Origin of the sequence: Pseudofrankia coriaricola, from assembly GCF_032027725.1 — a bacterium.
Taxonomy (GTDB): domain Bacteria; phylum Actinomycetota; class Actinomycetes; order Frankiales; family Frankiaceae; genus Pseudofrankia.
The window spans coordinates 30,164-47,049 of the sequence record NZ_JASNFO010000026.1 but is presented as its reverse complement, the minus strand read 5'-3'; the positions used below and the strand labels follow the sequence as shown (position 1 = coordinate 47,049).

Here is a 16,886-nt window from a genome sequence, read left to right as displayed (position 1 = left end):
GCGATGATCTCGTCGAAGCAGTCGACGGGCGAGGGCCGAGCCTCTGTGAAGTAGATGTGGTCCGGTGAACGCTGCACCGCGGCCGATTCGAGGGCACAGGCGCAGTCCGCAGCCCGGTGATCGGTCCGTCCGCGGGCTCGGCGGAGATCCCGCGGACGGACGGTGGGGCGCGGCCAGGCTCAGTTCCCGATCGGCGTGTTGCCGGACACGTCGTAGGCGGCTGGATCCCCGTGCTTGTCAAGGGTCGCTACCAGCCCGCCGCGTAGGCAGACCGCGGGGGTTTCCGGATAGGCCTTGCCGTTGCATCGGAATCGCAGCCCGCCCGCGCCGGGAAGTTCCTGTTCCGGCATTGATCTGATGGCGGCGGCGACGGATTGTGGAGTGATGTCGCCCGAGATGTGGCCGACGGCGGTCTGGAAGCCGGCGAGGACGGTGAACATGGCAAGGCCGTCCGCGATGCTAGGGTCGATGTTCTTGCCGTATGTGTCAACCACGGTCTTGTAAAGGCGGTTGGAGGGATTGTCGGTCCCGATCGGCGAGTAGCTGCTGATGATGACGCCGTCGAGGGTCTCGGCGGACACGGCCGTGCGGGTCGCGTCGGTGATGCACTGCGAGACGGCGGTGATCGTCCCGGTGTATCCGGTCGCGCGCAGGCCGTTCATCGCGCTGATGCAGAACGCGTCGTTCCCGGCGATGAAGACGACGCCGGGGTTACGGGAAACGACGTCCTGCATCTGTGGGGTCATGTCGGCGGTGCCGGGGGGGACCGTGACGAGACTGAAGTCGATCCCGGCTTTCTTGAACAGTGGCGGGGCGATGGTGGTCTGGGAGGCGAGGGCGGCCGGGACGTCGATGACGATGGACGTCACCTTGTCCGCGTGTTCCCGCTTGGCGATCTGTAGTGGCAGGTCGACGACGGGGAAGAGGGGGTCGGCGAGGACGAAGGTGGACTCGCTGTCGGTCAGGAGGGCCTCGTCGCCCGTGCCGTAGAGCATGACGGGGATCTTGGCCGCCGCGAGCGGTGTCCAGATGCTTTGGACGACTGCCGTGGTGCCGATGAGGACGGCGACGACGTTTTCCTCGATCATGCGGTTTCCGCAGTCGGTGCCTTTGGCGGGGTCCAGCTGAGTGGTGCACTCGACCAGCTTGATCGGCCGTCCCGAGAGTCCGGAGCGGTGTTCGTTGAGGTACTTGACCCCAGCCTGGGCTGCCCTGTTCTGAATGGTTTCGTCGCCGATGGCGGTCTTGCCTTCGGTGACGACTCCGATCCGAATGGGTTCGCCGGTCGCCATGGCTGTTGGGCCGAGCACCGCGGTGGTATCCGCGCCGCTGGTGGTTGCGGCGTTGTCCGGTTTTTCGGTACCGCCGCCGCCGCAGCCGGCGGCGAGGAGGAGGGTTGCGGTCAACGCGGCCAGGGTGGGTAAGTAGGTGCCGGTCGCCGGCCGTCCCCGCAGGTGCGCGGATCGGCCGGCCGGGATCTTCGGAAGCCGCATCTGTCTCTCCAATTCATGGTCGCCATGAGGTTGTCCTGGTGGACCCGCTCAGGCGGATGTGCGGAACAGGACGGGCAGGCAGTCAGGCAGGTCGGGCAGCCGGTCGAGCAGCGCGTTGACCCCGACGCGCATCTCGAGACGAATGAGGTGCATGCCGAGGCAGATGTGCACGGCGTGATCGAAGCGGAGCCCGCCGGGATCGCCACTCCCGACCGCTCCGTGTCCCGGGCCGCGACCCTGGTGATCGATACGAGCGGAACAAGAGACCGGTCAGCACGCACCGCGTCCGCGGCCGCCGCATCCCCCCGATGCGATGCGTCGGCGCGTCCGTGCCCGACGGTGCTCCTGGCGGCACGCCTCGCGAGCCGCGGCCATCGCGTGCGTGTCGACGACTGACACGGCGAGCCTCCGTCCCGGCCGCTCAGGCATCTGGCCGAATAGTTGTTCCGCACCGTAGAGTCGGACGACGCCGCCGTCAACCACAAGCCAACCCGCCCCCGCCAACGGCCTAGCCAGGCCAGGACCTGCATCTATTCTCGGTGACACAGGCCTTTCCCGGCCCACACCCGGGTCTAGGCACACCGCCAACCGGCCGTCCGCGCGCCAGCAGGCCAAGGTTGACCGAATAGTCGTTCCGGCCGTATGGTCCGGCCGGCGTGCTCAGCCGGAGCAGGCACGGAAAGGGGGAACGTGGACTTCTCGTTTCCACCGGAGGTCGAGCGGTTCCGGACCGAACTACGCGGATGGCTCACCGCGAACCTCACTGACGACACCATCCACGCCGCCCGGCGCGGAACAGCCGACCCACACGCCTTCGAGACAGTCCGGGTGTGGAACCGTGCCCTCGCGGACGCGGGCTGGGCCACCGTCGCCTGGCCACCGCAGTACGGCGGCCGCGGAGCAACCGCGCTCGAGCAGCTCGTGTACGCCGAGGAGACCATCCGCGCGCGCGCACCGCTGCCGGTCAACGTCATCGGGCTGAACAACATCGCGCCGGCGATCATGCAGTACGGAACCGAGTCCCAGAAACACGCGCTGCTGCCCCGGATGGCGCGCGCGGACGACATCTGGTGCCAGGGGATGTCGGAGCCTGAGGCAGGCTCCGATCTCGCCTCCCTGCGCACCCGCGCGGTGCGCGACGGCGACAGTTTCGTCGTCACCGGCCAGAAGACCTGGACCTCGCTCGGCCACCACGCCGACTGGTGCCAGCTGTACGTGCGCACCGACCCGGACGCCCCGAAGCACCGGGGCATCTCCTGCCTGGTCGTCCGCATGGACCTTCCCGGTATCGAGGCCCGGCCGCTGGTCGCGCTGAACGGCGACGCGGATTTCGCCGAGGTGTTCTTCGACGAGGTGCGGGTGCCCGCCGACGCGCTGCTCGGTCCCCTGAACGGCGGCTGGCAGGTCGCCACCACCACGCTGAGCCACGAACGCGCCGGCGCCGCGCGCCTCTACGCCGAGCAGCGGTTACGACTGGAGGAGCTGGTGACGGACCTCGCCAAGACAGAGGTGGATGGCCGGCACGCTCTCGACGATCCCGTGACCCTGCGCCGCCTCGGCGAGCTCGCCGTGCGGGTCGACTACCTCGAGCTGCTCTGCAAGCGCTCGATATCGGCGAGCCTCGCGGGTGCCGACGGCTTCGCCTCCGCCAGCCTCGCCAAGACGGTCTGGGGCGAGCTCGGGCAGGACATCGCGGCGCTGGGTTTCGACCTGCTGGGCGCCGACGGCGCCGACGGCCGGTGGGCACAGTTCCGTCTCACGTCCCGTGCGCTGACCATCGCGGGCGGCACGACGCAGGTCAACAAGAACATCACCGCCGGGCGCGTCCTCGGGCTGCCGCGGCGATGAACCTCGAACCGACGGAAGAACAGCTGTCGCTGCGAGCGACGGTGCGCCGTTTCCTCCAGGAGAAGGCGAGCGTCGCCGACCACGTACGCCCCCTGCTCGACGACCCGACCGGCATGACCGACGCCGGGTGGCTCGCGCTCGCGGAGCTCGGCACCACCGGGCTGCTCGTCCCCGCCGACCACGGCGGCGCCGGCATGACGATGGTCGAGGCCGGTGTGGTCCTCGAGGAACTGGGCGCCGGGCTGCACCCGGGGCCGTGGCTGTCGAGCGCGGTCGCCGCGACCCGCGCGCTCACCCGGGTGCCCACCGCCGGCGAGACCGGCAAGCTCCTCGCGGGCATCGCCGACGGTTCGACCATCGCGACCGTCGGCCCCCTGGAGCCCGCCGCGCCTCGGCCCGCGGCCACGGCCACGGCCGACGGCGATGCTGTCACGCTGCGGGGCGAGATCGCCCAGATCGCGGACGCCGCGGCCGCCGACGTCCTTCTCGTCCTGGCCAGCGACGACGACGGCACCGGGCTGTATGCCGTGGACACCTCGTCTCCGTATGTCGCCGTGACACCGCGACGGTCGATCGACCAGACCCGCAAGGTGTTCCGGGTAACGCTCCACGACGCTCCCGCCCGCCGCCTCGGCCCCGCGCCCGCCGAGGCGATCCAGGCCCTCGTCGATGACGTGCTGGTCGCGTCGGCGGCCGACGCGCTGGGCGCGGCCCGCGCCCTGCTGGACCTGACGGTCGCCCACGCCAAGGTGCGCCGGCAGTTCGGCCAGCCGGTCGGAGCCTTCCAGGCCGTAGCCCACCTGTGTGTCGACATGTACGAGACCGTCGAGCTGGCCCGCGGCGGCGTCCTGCACGCGCTGTGGGCGGCGGACGCCGCGACGCCCGCACAGCGCCACCGGGCGGCGCTGCGCGCGAAGGCGTTCGCCGGGCGCCTCGCCACCGTGGGCGACACGGCCATCCAGGTGTTCGGCGGCCTTGGCTACACCTGGGAGCACGACAGCCACCTCTACCTCAAGCGCCTGCTGAGCTGGAGCGCACTTCTCGGCGGACCCGACAGCTACCTGCGAGAAGTCGGCTCGCAGCTCGTCCACGAGCTCAACCCGCAAGGAGCAGACCATGAACATCAATGACCTGATTCTCGTCTCGGTGGACGACCACGTCGTGGAGCCACCCGACATGTTCGACGGCCACATTCCCGCGAAGTACGCCGACCAGGCGCCGAAGGTCATCACCCGGGACGACGGCACCGACGCCTGGGTGTTCGAGGGACAGGAGGCGACGAACGTCGGCCTGAACGCCGTCGCGGGCCGACCCCCCGACGAGTACGGCGCCGAGCCCACGAAGTTCAGCGAGATACGCCCCGGGTGCTTCGACATCCACGAACGCGTGCGCGACATGAACGCCAATGGGGTCGCCGCCTCGATGAACTTCCCCTCCTACCCACAGTTCTGCGGCCAGTACTTCGCGCGCGCCCAGGACAAGGACCTCGCGCTCGCCGTCCTGCGGGCATACAACGACTGGCACATCGACGAGTGGTGCGGCACCTACCCGGGCCGGATGATCCCGCTGGCCCTGCCGCCAATCTGGGACCCGGCGTTGATGGCCGACGAGGTCCGCCGCGTCGCCGCCAAGGGCTGCCACGCGGTCACCTTCTCCGAGAACCCGGAAAAGCTCGGCTACCCGTCGCTGCACAACGAGCACTGGGACCCGTTCTGGCAGGCCTGCTCGGAGCAGAACACCGTCGTCTGCCTGCACATCGGCTCCTCCTCCCAGGTCGTCATCACCTCCCTCGACGCCCCCGTCGACACGATGATCACCCTGCAGCCGATGAGCATCGTGCAGGCCGCCGCCGACCTGGTCTGGTCACCGATGCTGAGGAAGTTCCCCGACCTGACCCTGGCGCTGTCCGAGGGCGGCATCGGCTGGATTCCCTACTTCCTCGAGCGCGTCGATCGCGTCTACAAACAGCACCGGGCCTGGACCCACCAGGACTTCGGCGACAAGCTCCCTAGCGAGCTGTTCCTCGAACGCATCGTCACCTGCTTCATCGACGACGAGTTCGGCATCGAGAGCCGAAGCAAACTCAACCTCGACATGATCACCTGGGAGTGCGACTACCCGCACTCCGACTCGACCTGGCCACTCGGACCAGAATCCATCAACCACTACCTCGACGGACTACCCGACCAGGACATCGCGAAGATCACACACGAGAACGCGCTGCGCCTGTTCTCCTTCGACCTTTTCGGGCAGCTACCCAGGCAGCGGGCCACCGTCGGCGCGCTGCGGGGCCAGGCACTCGACGTCGACCTCGGCTACCGCTCCTCCGCCCGCCTCAAGAAGCACGGCACCGCGCCCGTAAGCGTGCTCGACCTCGCCCAGCGACTCCCCACCTCGCACTGACTCCGACGGCCATGAACATCGAGTACCTGCTCACCGCGACCCGATCGGCGCGCAAGTCCATCGACCTCGACGCGCCGGTCGACTCCCGCGACATCCGCGACTGCCTACGCGTCGCCTTCCAGGCACCCAATGGTTCCAACCAGCAGTCCTGGCGCTGGCTGGTCGTCGCCGATCCCGTCATCCGGACACGGATCGCCGCGCTGTACCGAGACGCCTACCTGCAGCTGACCGGCGGCCAACTCGTGGCGGACATGCTCGAGGGCAAGACCCCGTTCGGCCGCTTGATGTCCTCGACCGAGTGGCTGGTCGAGAACCTGGCGAAGGTCCCGCTCCTGGTGATCCCGTGCTACGAGCCCTACCTGACACGGACCGAAGGGGGCGACTCCTTCTACCAGGCGACGCTGTACGGCTCGATCTTCCCTGCGGTGTGGAACTTCCAGCTCGCACTGCACACCCGTGGCTACGGCACCTGCGTCACGACGCTCCACCTCCACCGTGAGAAGGAGATCCGAGACCTGCTCGGCATTCCCGAAAGCTACGTACAGGGCTGCCTGCTGCCGGTGGGCCGGCTGCGGGCCGGACACACCTTCCGCCCGGCGGGGCGACGCCCACTCGAGGAGGTCATCGCCGTCGACAGCTGGGACGGCCCGCCCGTCTGATCCCCGGTCCACACCGACCGCCTCCTGACCGCCTGCCGGGACTCGCGTCCGCACGTGAACGCGGCGCGGGCTGATCCGCGAGGTCCGTGCCGGGGTCTCGGCGTCCCCTTCAGTACCGTCGCTGTCAGGAGTCGTCAGGAGTCGCCAAAGGAGCAGAGCGGTGTCGAAGGACGGGGCGCGTAAGGCCGAGATCCTCGACGCGGCCGCGACGCTATTCGCCTCGACCGGTGTGCGGACGACGCTCAAGGACATCGCCGACGCCTGCGGAATCCTCCAGAGCAGCCTCTACCACCACTTCGAGTCCAAAGACGCGATCATCGTCGAGCTGGTCCGGCGCTACCAGACCGAGCTCGACGACGTCGCCCACACAGCCCTGGACGAACTGCGGCGGTCGAACGCACGACCGGCCGCCAAGATCATCTTGACGCTCGGCGAGGCGATCGCGTCGTGCGCGGTACGGCATCGGGCCGCATTGCTGCTCACGCTGTACGAACCGCCAGCTGGGTCCAGCCAGGACCTGGTCCAGCTCGCCGCGCGGACACCGACACTGATCCAGACCGCGATGCTCGAGGCTCTGCGCGCGGGCTGGGAGAGCGGCTACCTCAGGCCTGGTGTCGATCTGGCGCTGCTGGCCGACCGGCTGTGCCAGAGCATGCTTCATGTCGGCGTCGGTGTCTCTCACCGCAGCGCCGGCGGGGATCGCATGGCAGCCATCAAGTGCCGGATCCTGCTCGACGGCATCGCGGCCAGCCCGCCCGAAGACGACGCCCTGGAGCAGGCACCTGCCTTCCTCGCGGTCAACAAGGTGGTCGCGGCCTGGGACGAGGACACCAGCGTCGACGAGTACGACCGCGAGGCCCTGATCCACGCGACCGCCCGTACCGAGTTCGGGCGCCGCGGCTACGAGGCCACCACCGTCCGGGACATCGCCGCGGCTGCCAACCTCAGCACCGGCAGCGTCTACCGCGTCGTCGAGTCCAAGGAGCGCCTGCTCGTCTCGATCATGGCCTCGTACGTCGCGAACATAACCGCCGGCTGGCGTGCGGTGCTCCGGTCCCCCTCGACAGCACTTGAGAAGCTCGACGCCCTCATGTGGTTCGACATCAACCTCATGGACCGGTTCAGCGACGAATTCAAGATCCAGTACGCCGGGATTCGCCAGGCTCCACCCGACAGTCCCGACCTGACCTGGACGTTCCCGACCCAGCTACGGCAGGTGAAGACCCTACTGGCCGAGGGCACCCAGGCCGGCGACCTCCACATCGAGGGAGCGTCCGCGGACATGCGAGCGCGGTGCCTGTTCAGTCTGATCTGGATGCCACAGAACATCCTGCACAGCGCCGGCCCCCGCGCCGCGCTCGCGCTGTCACGCGACACCGTCCTACGCGGCGCAAGCGACCATTCCACGGCGAACCGCCAGCCCCTCGACCAGGCCCGAAGCGGACAATGACTCCACGCTGAACCTCCCCAAGCGGCCGACTTGGAGACATATGGCTGCCAACCCTGAAGTTCAGGGCTTGGCCGACGGCCCTTGGACAGCGCTGACGGTGGGCAGGTCCACTGGGCTGCGTCGCTGCCGGGGCGTCACGTTCGCAGCAGCGGGGACGTGTGTGGGGTTCCAGAACTCGGTCACCCGCGTTGAGCTGGGCTTTTGTGCGGCTCGTTCATAGTTGTTGATCAAGACGCCGAGGACTGGCCGGCGCTTGATCCGTTCTTTGGGCGCGTCGGCGAGGGGGCAGTCGGGCCGCGGTGGCTGTGGGGTGCCAGAAGTCGGCCTGGGCCCGTGACCTGGGCCGGCACGGCGGGATGGGCGTCGGCATGATGGTCGACCATGGCCGTACGCCTGCTCTATCTGATCTTCGTGCGCGTCTGTGGTTGGCTGGTGCTGCTTGGCCGTTCGTCGGCATCCAAGGACATCGAGCTACTCATCCTTCGGCACGAGGTCGTGGTGCTACGGCGTACCCAGCCCAAGCCACGGTGGGACTGGGCCGACCGGGCCCTGCTCGCCGCGCTGATCCGGCTCCTACCGAGAAGGCTTCGACTGCACCGGATCGTCACGCCCGGCACCGTTCTACGGTGGCACCGACGCCTGGTCACCCGGAAGTGGACCTACCCCCACCGGACCGGACGACCGCCGGTCAGGCCGGAGATCGCCGCGCTGATCGAACGACTCGCGACCGAGAACAGGACCTGGGGGTACAGAAGGATTCAGGGCGAACTGCTCAAGCTCGGTCACCGGGTTGGGGCGTCCACGATTCGCCGGGTCCTGAAGACCTTGGGGCTCCCTCCCGCGCCGGAACGACAGACCGACACGACCTGGCGGCAGTTCCTGCATGCCCAGGCCTCGACGATGCTGGCCGTCGACTTTTTCCACGTCGACTGCGCCGTGACGCTGCGCCGCCTGTACTGCTTGTTCGTCATGGAAGTCGGTACCCGCTACGTCCACCTCGTCGGCGTCACCGCGCACCCGGACGGGCTGTGGACCACCCAGCAGATCCGCAACCTCCTGATGGACCTGGGGGACCGGGCGGCCGACTTCCGCTTCCTGGTCCGCGACCGCGCCGGGCAGTTCACCGCCTCGTTCGACGCGGTCCTCGCCGACGCGGGTATCACCGCGGTCAAGATCCCACCGCGAGCTCCACGGGCAAACGCCTACGCGGAACGGTTCGTCCGCACCACCCGGGCCGAGGCCACCGACCGCATGCTGATCTTCAACGAGAGGCACCTGCGGGCCGTCCTGACCGAATATGCGAGCCACTACAACGGACGACGACCCCACCGCAGCCGTGATCTCAAGCCGCCACGGCCCGATCACCCCATCGCCGACCTCACCACCGAACGGATCAAGCGCCGACCCGTCCTCGGCGGCTTGATCAGCGAATACGAACGAGCTGCATAAAAGCCCAGATCAGCGCAGGTGGCCGAGTTCTAGAACCCCACAGCCCAGGGCGACGGACCGACGACCAGCTACGCCTACGGCGAGGCGACGGCCGCAGCGGTCCAAGTGGACATGCACCCCGCCAGGCAACCTGATGCCATATCCGCTGAACAATAAAACTGAATGAGCGACAGTCGCGAGCCAAGAGTGTGCACGGAGAATAGTTTCCCGCTACCCCACCACTCAATTTGACAGCTCTCTCGCTATAATTGCCCCCGTTGCTCCGCGGTCCAAAAGGGAGATGCTGTGCGCGAGGTCGAGGTCAAGTATTCCGTGGAGAACGCCGAAGCGCTGCTCGCCGCTCTCAGAGTCCGGGGCATCCACCTCGGCGCGGCGGTATACCAGGATGACCAGGCCTATGCCCCATCGGGTTGGTCGTTCGGCGACAGCAAGATCGGGGTGTCTTTCCTGCGGCTGCGCACGGTGGACGGCCGCCACTGGTTCGCGCTCAAGCAGCCTGGCACGAATGCGCAAGACTGCCTTGAGTACGAGACGGAAGTCGTGAACCGTCAGCAGATGCACGAGGCAATCCTGCATATGGGTTATCGGGCCACAGTGCGTGTCGCGAAGTCCCGGCGGACCGGCCGGCATGGCGACACGACACTGTGCCTGGATGAGGTCGAAGGCGTAGGGACCTTCCTGGAGCTGGAACGGATGATGCCGGACGACCAGCCGGCCACGGTCGTCCAGGACGAGCTGGCAGCGTTCGTCACGTCCTTGGGGATCGAGGCAGTGCGCACCGCAGAGACATACGACTCCCTGGTACGGGCTACCCAGGACAGAGCGGTGCAGGTGCCGGCCAGCAGGGACAGCACCGACGCCGCCGACACCATGGCCACGTCGTCGCCCGGCTGAGTCCCAATGTCGTGCACCAGAAGGCCGTGGCCGGTGCCTCCGAGTTCGGCAGCGACGGTGCGGTAGCGCCAGGGCGGCTGTGACGGTGCTCTTGGCTACGCCTCTGGGTCCGTCGACGGCGAGAAAAAGCCCCGGCTCATCGGAGGATGCTGGAGCGGGCGTGCTGGTCGCGGGACAGCGTCACCAGGGCGGCCCGTACCTCGTCCACGGAGGCCTCGCCGAACTGGATGTTGACCGAGAAGTTGAACTCGTCCCGGCCGCGCATCGCTTCGTCGAGACCGCCTTCGGTGAGGTCCACGGCGGTGTAGGCCAGCAGCTGCGCGGGCTCGTAGCGTCCTGTGGCGAGGAGGCGGTCCCACTCCGGCGTGCCGGGATACGGACGGAACTCGAACGTGGAGGCCCGGAAGTCTCCCGGATTGCGGTCAGCCTCCTCCCACAGCTCCCGGACGTGGTGGACAGTGGCGGCCAGCTCCTCCCGGCTCTCGGTGGGGAAGCCGAGGATGAAGTAGCCCTTGACGTTGATCCCGCGCTCGGTGAGGCGTCGGATCACGGAGCGAGTCATCTCCGGGCTGATCCGCTTGCCCATGTACCTGAGCAGCCGTTCGCTGCCGGACTCGACGCCAAGGGCGACTTCCCGCAGGCCGTTGGCGGCGAGTAGGTCGAGAAGGGCGTCGTCGGCCCGATGCAGGACGTTGATCCGGCCGGTGGCATCCCAGACGAAGCGGTCACCGAGGCGGGCGGCGGTGAAGGCGCCCATGCACTCGCGGATGAACCGCTCATATCCGAGGAAGAGGTCGTCGACGAAGCGGAATGCGGTCACGCCGTGGGCGGCGTGGAGCGCCTCGATCTCGGCGATGATTCCGGCGGGCGTGCGGGTGCGGATGGTGATGTCCGGGTTGGCGCTGACGGCAGCGCCGCAGAAGGAGCAGTCATACGGGCAGCCTCGGGCGCCGACCATGTTGGCCTCCACCCTGCCGTCCGGGGCCGGGTAGGGGTCGTTGACCAGGAAGCGACGGTCGACGAAAGGCAGACGGTCCACGTCCGGGGCGAGATGGTGGCCGGCTCCGGGACCGCCGCCGGTGACGGGTCTGCGCAGGATGGGATCGAGCCACATCACGCCGGGTAGGTCCGCACGCGACCGTCTGTCTCGAAGCAATTCCGCTACGCGCGTCTCGCCTTCGCCGAGTACCAGGGCCTCCAGCGCCGCGAAGCGTGGGTCGGTGATGATGGCATCGGGCATAGCCTTTGCCTGGTGGCCGCCGACCATGACCATGATGCCGGAATCGAGGCCGGCAGCGATCTGGGCGCTTACCTCGTAGGTGGGGGCGAGCAGGTTGAAGCCGGCCCAGCGTGGACCGAGGCGGTTGACGAGGTGGTACGTCTCTTTGATGCCGAGGCCCATGGCTTCGGCATCGAGAACGCCGACATTGAATCCTTGAGCTGCCGCGTAGGTCGCGATGTAGGCCATACCCAGAACCGGCAGGGTGAAGTCGTTCACCCGGGGTCGGTGGCTGTAGTCACGTAGCGGGGCGTTGACGAACAGGGCGTCGAGTGGACGGTTCAGGTCGGCGCCCAGGACGGCGCCGTCATCCGATGTCTCCATGTTGCGATCCCCAGGCGAGGGTGAGGAGGGTAAGAGAGGAAAGGTGCTCGCCGGCCAGGTGGCGCCACTGGGCGCCGAACGCACGCTCGTTGTGGAACCAGAAGTGTGACGGAGCAGCGCGCCCGACCCAGGTGCGTACGGCCAGGTCGGCGTAGGGGTACAGGTCCCAGCGATTCGTGTAGTCCGCGACCGCGGCTCCGGCAGTCCACGGTCCGACACGGCGAACACTCTGCAATTCGTCGACCAGTTCCGATGAGGAAAGACGGGCCCAGTCGTCGCCGTGGGTGACGTACGCGGCGGCCGCGGATCGCAACACAGGTCGTTTGAAGGCCAGGCCCATCTTGGAGAACTGTTCGTCGTCCAGCTCGAGGATCTTCTCGGCCGTGGGGAACAGGGCGTAAGAGTTGCCGTCAGGCAACGTCACCTGCCGACCATGGATTGTGCACAGCGCGCGGAAGAGTGCCTTGGATTGGGCCGCTCGGATGACCTGGCGCATGATGGCGGTCCCGAGTGCTTCCCACAGGGAGGGATTGCGTAGGCGTCCCACCTGGCCGAGTCCCGTGAGTTCCTTGGCCAGCTCGGGCACGTCTGTGGCGGCGCCCTCCGGCAGGGTGAAGACGTCCCCGGCCGGTTCCGTCTCGTCGCCGTCGAGCGCGGTGAGCACGAGGGCTCCGTGCTCCACCTCGGCCAGAGCGGCGCCGCTGGGCAGCAGGCACACGCGGTGTGCACCCTTCTCCGTGGGCAGCCAGGCGGGGTGCTCGATCATCCAGCGGTCTGCGGATAGCGGCATGAGAAAGGCTCCGAGTGGAAGATTCATACGGTAGACGAGAGATGGCTATTTTCTCATGATGGCTCTCCATAGGAAGACCCGGTGTCCGGGCAGCGCCGCCCGGCAGCCTCTCCGCAATATCGTTAGATCATCGACATGGCGCGCGTGTCATGGCCGGGTCAATATCACCCGGGCGAAGATCTGCGGTGTCAGTGTCCCGACGACGGCCGCCAGGATCTCCCGTTCAGAAGCTGAGCCGTCTGCCGGACCGAAGGCCAGCACGACGCCGACGTCTCCAAATCCACCTATGAAAACCGAGTCACTTGGCAGGTCCGCTATTTGCGCCGCCAGATGGGCCGCTTCTATTCCCGGTGACACCTTCACCGTCGCCACCGGTCCCGACCTGACGTCGGTCCCCCGCCCGGTCACGCGTTCACCACCCCGCGCCGTAGTTCTTCGGTTCCGGTCGGGCCGCCGTCAGGGTCGGCCTCGGCGAAAGCGGCCTTCTCGGCGTCGCGATGACTGTGGCCGTCGTCGCGATAGAGCCTGACCCACGTGAGTGCCGGGCCATCGCCGTGGTCGACGAGCGCGAGTGTCCGCGGTCCAAGCTGGCGCCGCACGCGACACCTACCGGGTGATGTCGCGGGCGGTCTTATGTCCACAGCTGCCTCCATCCGCCAGGCCGTTGGCTGACACCCGAGGCCGAGAAGTTTGCCTGGCTCGACCCCGGGCGCCTGGCCCAAGCGTGCGCGGGTCACAGGGAGCTGGCCATGCCGAGCCACGTATGACGCCCATACATGACAGCGCTGGAATCCCACTCACCGTAATCAGCGAGGTTTACACTGCCGGCCAAGCACACCCAGACGACCACAATTAGGAGCAGGTCAGGCGAGATATGGACGCCGCACCCGGCCGGTACTGCCACTCCTGCGGAGGCCGTCTGGCACGCGACAACGCTGGCTCCCGTTGTGCCCGCTGCCTGCACCGCGGCCGTTTGGAACAGGACGAGGCGCCGGAGCTCCCGGACGAGTTCTGGCACACCGATCAACTCCGCGACGCCTTTGCTGCCCAGCACATCGGGCTGGTGTCTGTGGCGTACCGCATGAACCCTCACCACCGCAGACTCATCAGCCAGGAACGGCTTGGTCGGTGGCTCGGCCTGACCCAGGCTCAGGTGAGTCGGATCGAAAGCGGCCCGCCGGTCCGGGACCTTGACCGGCTGACGCACTGGGCCCGGATGCTGCGGTTACCGCCTCACCTCCTGTGGTTCGACCTTCCTGGACAACCACGACTGCGACCAGCACCCGTCGCAACGCGGCGGGAGGTCCCCTCACGCGTCGAGCCGTCGACGTCGGTATTCGCCTCGGGTGGAACGCTGGAGACGATCCGGTCGGCGGCGCTGGCCTTCCGCTCCGCCGACCGGCAGCTCGGAGGCGGCCGGCTGTACCCCGTCGTGGTCAGGTTCATCCAGACCGAGGTCGCCCCGCAGCTCGTTGGCCATGCGTATCCGCCGTCGGCTGTCTTCTCTGCGGCGGCCTCGCTGGCCGACATGGCCGGGTGGCTTGCCCACGACGACAACCGAGGCGACCTCGCGGCCCAGCACTTCGTCCAGGCCCTCGGCCTGGCGACCGCGGCCGGCGACCAAGCGCTGAGCGCTCAGACGCTCGTCAGCCAGAGTCACCTAGCCTTGGAGAATGACCATCCTCGCGAAGCCGTCCGATTGGCCGACGCGGGCCTCGCGCTGGTGCCGGATGACCAACAGTGCGGGGAGCTACGTAGCCGGCTGCACGCGATGAAGGCCCGGGGGAACGCGCTTGTAGGCGCGTCGTCCGAGTGCCTGGCCGCGCTGTGGAACGCCGAGCAGGAGTTGAACCGTGCGACAGCCGGTGGGCACGAATGGCTGAGCCCCTTCGACGAAGCAGCGCTCGCAGCCGAGGCCGCCATCTGCCTGCGCGACCTGAACGACTGGAACGCCGCCGAACGTCAGGCGCTGAGGGTATTGGAGCTACGCACTCCGGACCGGGCACGGAGCCGAGCCCTCACCCACCTGACCCTGGCCACCGTCCACCTTGGGCGCGGTGATCTCGACGCCGCCTGCGACACCGGCGCGCAGGTGCTCGACGCGGCGACACGCCTGGCCTCGGACCGCGTGGTCAACCAGCTTCGAGGACTCGGCCGCCAGCTCGAACCGCACAGCAGCGTGACGGCTGTCGATGACTTCCTCGATCGCGTGACAGCCACCTTGCCCGCCCACCGAGCAGCCGAGGCGTCGTGAGCATCGAACAGGAGTGGGAAGACAGCTATCGCGGCCGAGACCCGGCCGAGTTCGCGCACCTCGCCGAGGGCAACGCCCGACAGGCACGCAAGCGGGTCTCCGCCGACGCCGTCATCCGGGATGAGACCGGCCGCCTGCTCCTGGTCGACCCGACCTATAAGCCAGACTGGGACCTGCCAGGCGGCATGGCCGAAGCCAACGAACCGCCGAGAGAGACGCTACGTCGAGAGCTGAAGGAAGAACTAGATCTCGACCTGCATATCGGCGAACTGCTCTGCGTCGATTGGGTATCACCACACGGTCCCTGGGACGACCTCCTGGCCTTCGTGTTCAACGGCGGCACGCTGTCCGCCGACCAAACCCAACATCTCCGTCCGGTGGACCCTGAGCTGGCCGCTGTCCGTTTCTGTTCCCCGCACGAGGCTGCGCGGCTCCTCCGCCCCTACGAGTGGCGACGCGTACAAGCGGCCCTGACCTCATTGGACAGTGGAAACGTCCTCTACCTCCAGAACGGCCACGCCTGAGACCCCATCAACAATTGGCACGCGGCGGCATGGCCATCCCGAGCCATGGAAAGATGCCCGTGTCGCCACCGACCTCGCCGAGGTCCTCGCCGCAACGGAGGCGTGACCATTTCCGACGTGCCCGCCCCGCTCACCGACGACGAGATCACCACCCAGCTCGCCGACCACCCCGGTTGGACCCGGACCGGCAACGAGATCACTCGCGCCTTCCGGCTCCGCTACCACGGCTCCGTCGCGCTGATCGTCCACGTCGCCGACGTCGAACGTCTCATCGGCCATCACGCCGACATCGACCTACGCTGGGACACCGTCCGCTTCGCCATCACCACCCACGACGCCGGCCACCGCCTCACCGCCGCCGACTTCGACCTCGCCACCCGCATCGACGCCATCGCCACGGCCCACGGCGCCACACCCATCTAACTCAGCAGGACGCTTTGAGGCCCAGCAACCATCGACGATGCAGGCCACGGCGGCCAGACGGCACCGAGATCACATCCGGCCCCCCGCACAACCTGACTGCAACCGTCCGACGGGCAACATGAGGAGACCGACGGTGCCGTCCTCGACTACATCTACGTCCCGGGCCAGCCTGTCTCTGTGACCGTGAACGGCGCGCCAGGGACACGCCTCTCAAGGCCATCCGCGCTCCACGACCGCGTCCCCGCCGGACCGCCCGGGCCCTCGCCGCGTCGCCCCGGCCGATGCAGCCGCTCGCCGTCGGCCAGCTGGTGGGGACGAGCGGGCCGCGGCGGGTGTGGCTGCCGGTCGGCGCGTTCGGACCGGTTGAAGGCACGACGCCGGCAGCCAGCGTTCATCTACGGCACTACCGAGCCGAGCGCGCTGCTCCACAAGGACCGGACGTTCGTCATGGTGAGCTCGTCGGCCGGGCTCTCTGACAGCCGATCAGTGTCGCCAGGGAGCACACAAGTATGGTGAAGGCAATGAATACCTACGTAATTCTTATACGTGGCATAAATGTGGGTGGGAAGAATCTCGTACCCATGGCAGCACTCAAACTTTACCTGGAGGAAGAGGGTTTCACTGACGTTACCACTTATATTCAGAGCGGGAACGTGATCTTGCGGTCGGACCTGGGCGTAGCGAGGTCAGGTCAAAGGATCGAAGCCATGCTCCTAAGAAAGTTTACGCTGGATAGTCCTGTTATCAAGGTTTTGGTACTGACCCGCACCCAGCTCCAGGCTGTTATCGATAACAGGCCCGAAGGCTTCGGGGAGCATCCAGAGACGTATCATAGTGACGCAGTTTTTCTGATGGGTATTGATTCGACCCAGGCTATGGCCGCGTTTAACCCCAGAGAGGGTGTTGATAATATTTGGCCGGGCGCCGGGGTGATTTACTCGCAGCGCCTCAGTGCTCTGCGCACCAGGAGTCGGCTGAGTAGTATTACGGGGACGCCAGCTTACAAATCGATGACTATTCGCAACTGGAATACTACCACAAGGCTACTCAAGATGGTCGAGGAAGTGGAGGATCGCCGGCGCGTTTGAGTACACGC

17 protein-coding genes are annotated in these 16,886 nt (G+C 67.5%); 11 read left to right on the top strand and 6 right to left on the bottom strand.

Annotation, left to right across the window (positions count from 1 at the left end; genetic code table 11):
* Nucleotides 1-179: 179 nt before the first annotated feature.
* Together QOZ89_RS14845 and QOZ89_RS48260 are read right to left on the bottom strand one after the other, a co-directional pair.
* Entirely contained in the window at nt 180-1,493 is a 1,314-nt protein-coding gene (locus QOZ89_RS14845; protein WP_312624049.1) for an ABC transporter substrate-binding protein, read from the bottom strand.
* A gap of 48 nt (nt 1,494-1,541) precedes the next feature.
* Complete coding sequence (locus QOZ89_RS48260; RefSeq protein WP_241842377.1) at nt 1,542-1,664, bottom strand: cytochrome P450; 123 nt, start codon at nt 1,662-1,664, stop codon at nt 1,542-1,544.
* Nucleotides 1,665-2,183: 519 nt separating this feature from the next.
* Between QOZ89_RS48260 and QOZ89_RS14835 the strand changes: the two genes are divergently transcribed.
* The 7 genes from QOZ89_RS14835 (at nt 2,184) to QOZ89_RS14805 (ending at nt 10,196) form a co-directional block, all read left to right on the top strand.
* Nucleotides 2,184-3,341, top strand: a complete 1,158-nt coding sequence (locus QOZ89_RS14835; protein ID WP_071053785.1) for an acyl-CoA dehydrogenase family protein — start codon at nt 2,184-2,186, stop codon at nt 3,339-3,341.
* On the top strand, nt 3,338-4,471 hold the full coding sequence (locus QOZ89_RS14830) for an acyl-CoA dehydrogenase family protein (RefSeq protein WP_312624048.1): 1,134 nt from the start codon (nt 3,338-3,340) through the stop codon (nt 4,469-4,471). The genes QOZ89_RS14835 and QOZ89_RS14830 overlap by 4 nt, the downstream gene beginning before the upstream one ends.
* A complete protein-coding gene (locus QOZ89_RS14825) occupies nt 4,458-5,744 on the top strand; it encodes an amidohydrolase family protein (protein ID WP_312624047.1) in 1,287 nt (428 codons plus the stop codon). Before QOZ89_RS14830 ends, QOZ89_RS14825 begins: the two co-directional genes overlap by 14 nt.
* Nucleotides 5,745-5,755: 11 nt before the next feature.
* Nucleotides 5,756-6,403, top strand: coding sequence for a nitroreductase family protein (locus tag QOZ89_RS14820; protein WP_071053782.1), 648 nt, complete (start codon nt 5,756-5,758; stop codon nt 6,401-6,403).
* A 160-nt stretch (nt 6,404-6,563) separates the two neighbouring features.
* Nucleotides 6,564-7,853, top strand: coding sequence for a TetR/AcrR family transcriptional regulator (locus QOZ89_RS14815; RefSeq protein ID WP_312624046.1), 1,290 nt, complete (start codon nt 6,564-6,566; stop codon nt 7,851-7,853).
* Between the two features lie 381 nt (nt 7,854-8,234).
* Nucleotides 8,235-9,302: an integrase core domain-containing protein gene (locus QOZ89_RS14810; RefSeq protein WP_312624045.1), complete on the top strand. Its 1,068-nt coding sequence runs from the start codon at nt 8,235-8,237 to the stop codon at nt 9,300-9,302.
* 285 nt (nt 9,303-9,587) lie between these two features.
* A complete protein-coding gene (locus QOZ89_RS14805; protein ID WP_071053780.1) occupies nt 9,588-10,196 on the top strand; it encodes a class IV adenylate cyclase in 609 nt (202 codons plus the stop codon).
* A 136-nt stretch (nt 10,197-10,332) separates the two neighbouring features.
* Here QOZ89_RS14805 and QOZ89_RS14800 read toward each other — a convergent pair whose 3' ends face one another.
* The 4 genes from QOZ89_RS14800 to QOZ89_RS14785 form a co-directional block, all read right to left on the bottom strand.
* The gene (locus QOZ89_RS14800; protein WP_071053779.1) at nt 10,333-11,799 is read right to left on the bottom strand and encodes a B12-binding domain-containing radical SAM protein; all 1,467 of its coding nucleotides are present in this window, start codon (nt 11,797-11,799) and stop codon (nt 10,333-10,335) included.
* Nucleotides 11,783-12,589, bottom strand: a complete 807-nt coding sequence (locus QOZ89_RS14795; RefSeq protein ID WP_198543599.1) for a DNA glycosylase family protein — start codon at nt 12,587-12,589, stop codon at nt 11,783-11,785. The genes QOZ89_RS14800 and QOZ89_RS14795 overlap by 17 nt, the downstream gene beginning before the upstream one ends.
* Before the next feature lie 147 nt (nt 12,590-12,736).
* Nucleotides 12,737-12,961: a hypothetical protein gene (locus QOZ89_RS14790; RefSeq protein ID WP_131804218.1), complete on the bottom strand. Its 225-nt coding sequence runs from the start codon at nt 12,959-12,961 to the stop codon at nt 12,737-12,739.
* A 32-nt stretch (nt 12,962-12,993) separates the two neighbouring features.
* Nucleotides 12,994-13,188: a hypothetical protein gene (locus QOZ89_RS14785; RefSeq protein ID WP_071053778.1), complete on the bottom strand. Its 195-nt coding sequence runs from the start codon at nt 13,186-13,188 to the stop codon at nt 12,994-12,996.
* A 374-nt stretch (nt 13,189-13,562) separates the two neighbouring features.
* Between QOZ89_RS14785 and QOZ89_RS14780 the strand changes: the two genes are divergently transcribed.
* The 4 genes from QOZ89_RS14780 (at nt 13,563) to QOZ89_RS14765 (ending at nt 16,878) form a co-directional block, all read left to right on the top strand.
* Nucleotides 13,563-14,843 (top strand): helix-turn-helix domain-containing protein, encoded by a 1,281-nt coding sequence (locus QOZ89_RS14780; RefSeq protein ID WP_071053777.1) that lies wholly within the window; start codon nt 13,563-13,565, stop codon nt 14,841-14,843.
* Nucleotides 14,840-15,367, top strand: coding sequence for an NUDIX domain-containing protein (locus QOZ89_RS14775; protein WP_071053776.1), 528 nt, complete (start codon nt 14,840-14,842; stop codon nt 15,365-15,367). Before QOZ89_RS14780 ends, QOZ89_RS14775 begins: the two co-directional genes overlap by 4 nt.
* A 108-nt stretch (nt 15,368-15,475) precedes the next feature.
* Complete coding sequence (locus QOZ89_RS14770; RefSeq protein WP_071053814.1) at nt 15,476-15,790, top strand: 4a-hydroxytetrahydrobiopterin dehydratase; 315 nt, start codon at nt 15,476-15,478, stop codon at nt 15,788-15,790.
* A gap of 509 nt (nt 15,791-16,299) precedes the next feature.
* Nucleotides 16,300-16,878: a DUF1697 domain-containing protein gene (locus QOZ89_RS14765; RefSeq protein ID WP_312624044.1), complete on the top strand. Its 579-nt coding sequence runs from the start codon at nt 16,300-16,302 to the stop codon at nt 16,876-16,878.
* Nucleotides 16,879-16,886 lie beyond the last annotated feature (8 nt).

Excerpts from the sequence above, each read along its gene's own strand:
- QOZ89_RS14845 (WP_312624049.1), bottom strand. The coding sequence starts at position 1,493 with ATGCGGCTTCCGAAGATCCCGGCCGGCCGATCCGCGCACCTGCGGGGA.
- QOZ89_RS14830 (WP_312624048.1), top strand. The coding sequence starts at position 3,338 with ATGAACCTCGAACCGACGGAAGAACAGCTGTCGCTGCGAGCGACGGTG.
- QOZ89_RS14825 (WP_312624047.1), top strand. The coding sequence starts at position 4,458 with ATGAACATCAATGACCTGATTCTCGTCTCGGTGGACGACCACGTCGTG.
- QOZ89_RS14820 (WP_071053782.1), top strand. The coding sequence starts at position 5,756 with ATGAACATCGAGTACCTGCTCACCGCGACCCGATCGGCGCGCAAGTCC.
- QOZ89_RS14810 (WP_312624045.1), top strand. The coding sequence starts at position 8,235 with ATGGCCGTACGCCTGCTCTATCTGATCTTCGTGCGCGTCTGTGGTTGG.
- QOZ89_RS14800 (WP_071053779.1), bottom strand. The coding sequence starts at position 11,799 with ATGGAGACATCGGATGACGGCGCCGTCCTGGGCGCCGACCTGAACCGT.
- QOZ89_RS14795 (WP_198543599.1), bottom strand. The coding sequence starts at position 12,589 with ATGCCGCTATCCGCAGACCGCTGGATGATCGAGCACCCCGCCTGGCTG.
- QOZ89_RS14765 (WP_312624044.1), top strand. The coding sequence starts at position 16,300 with ATGGTGAAGGCAATGAATACCTACGTAATTCTTATACGTGGCATAAAT.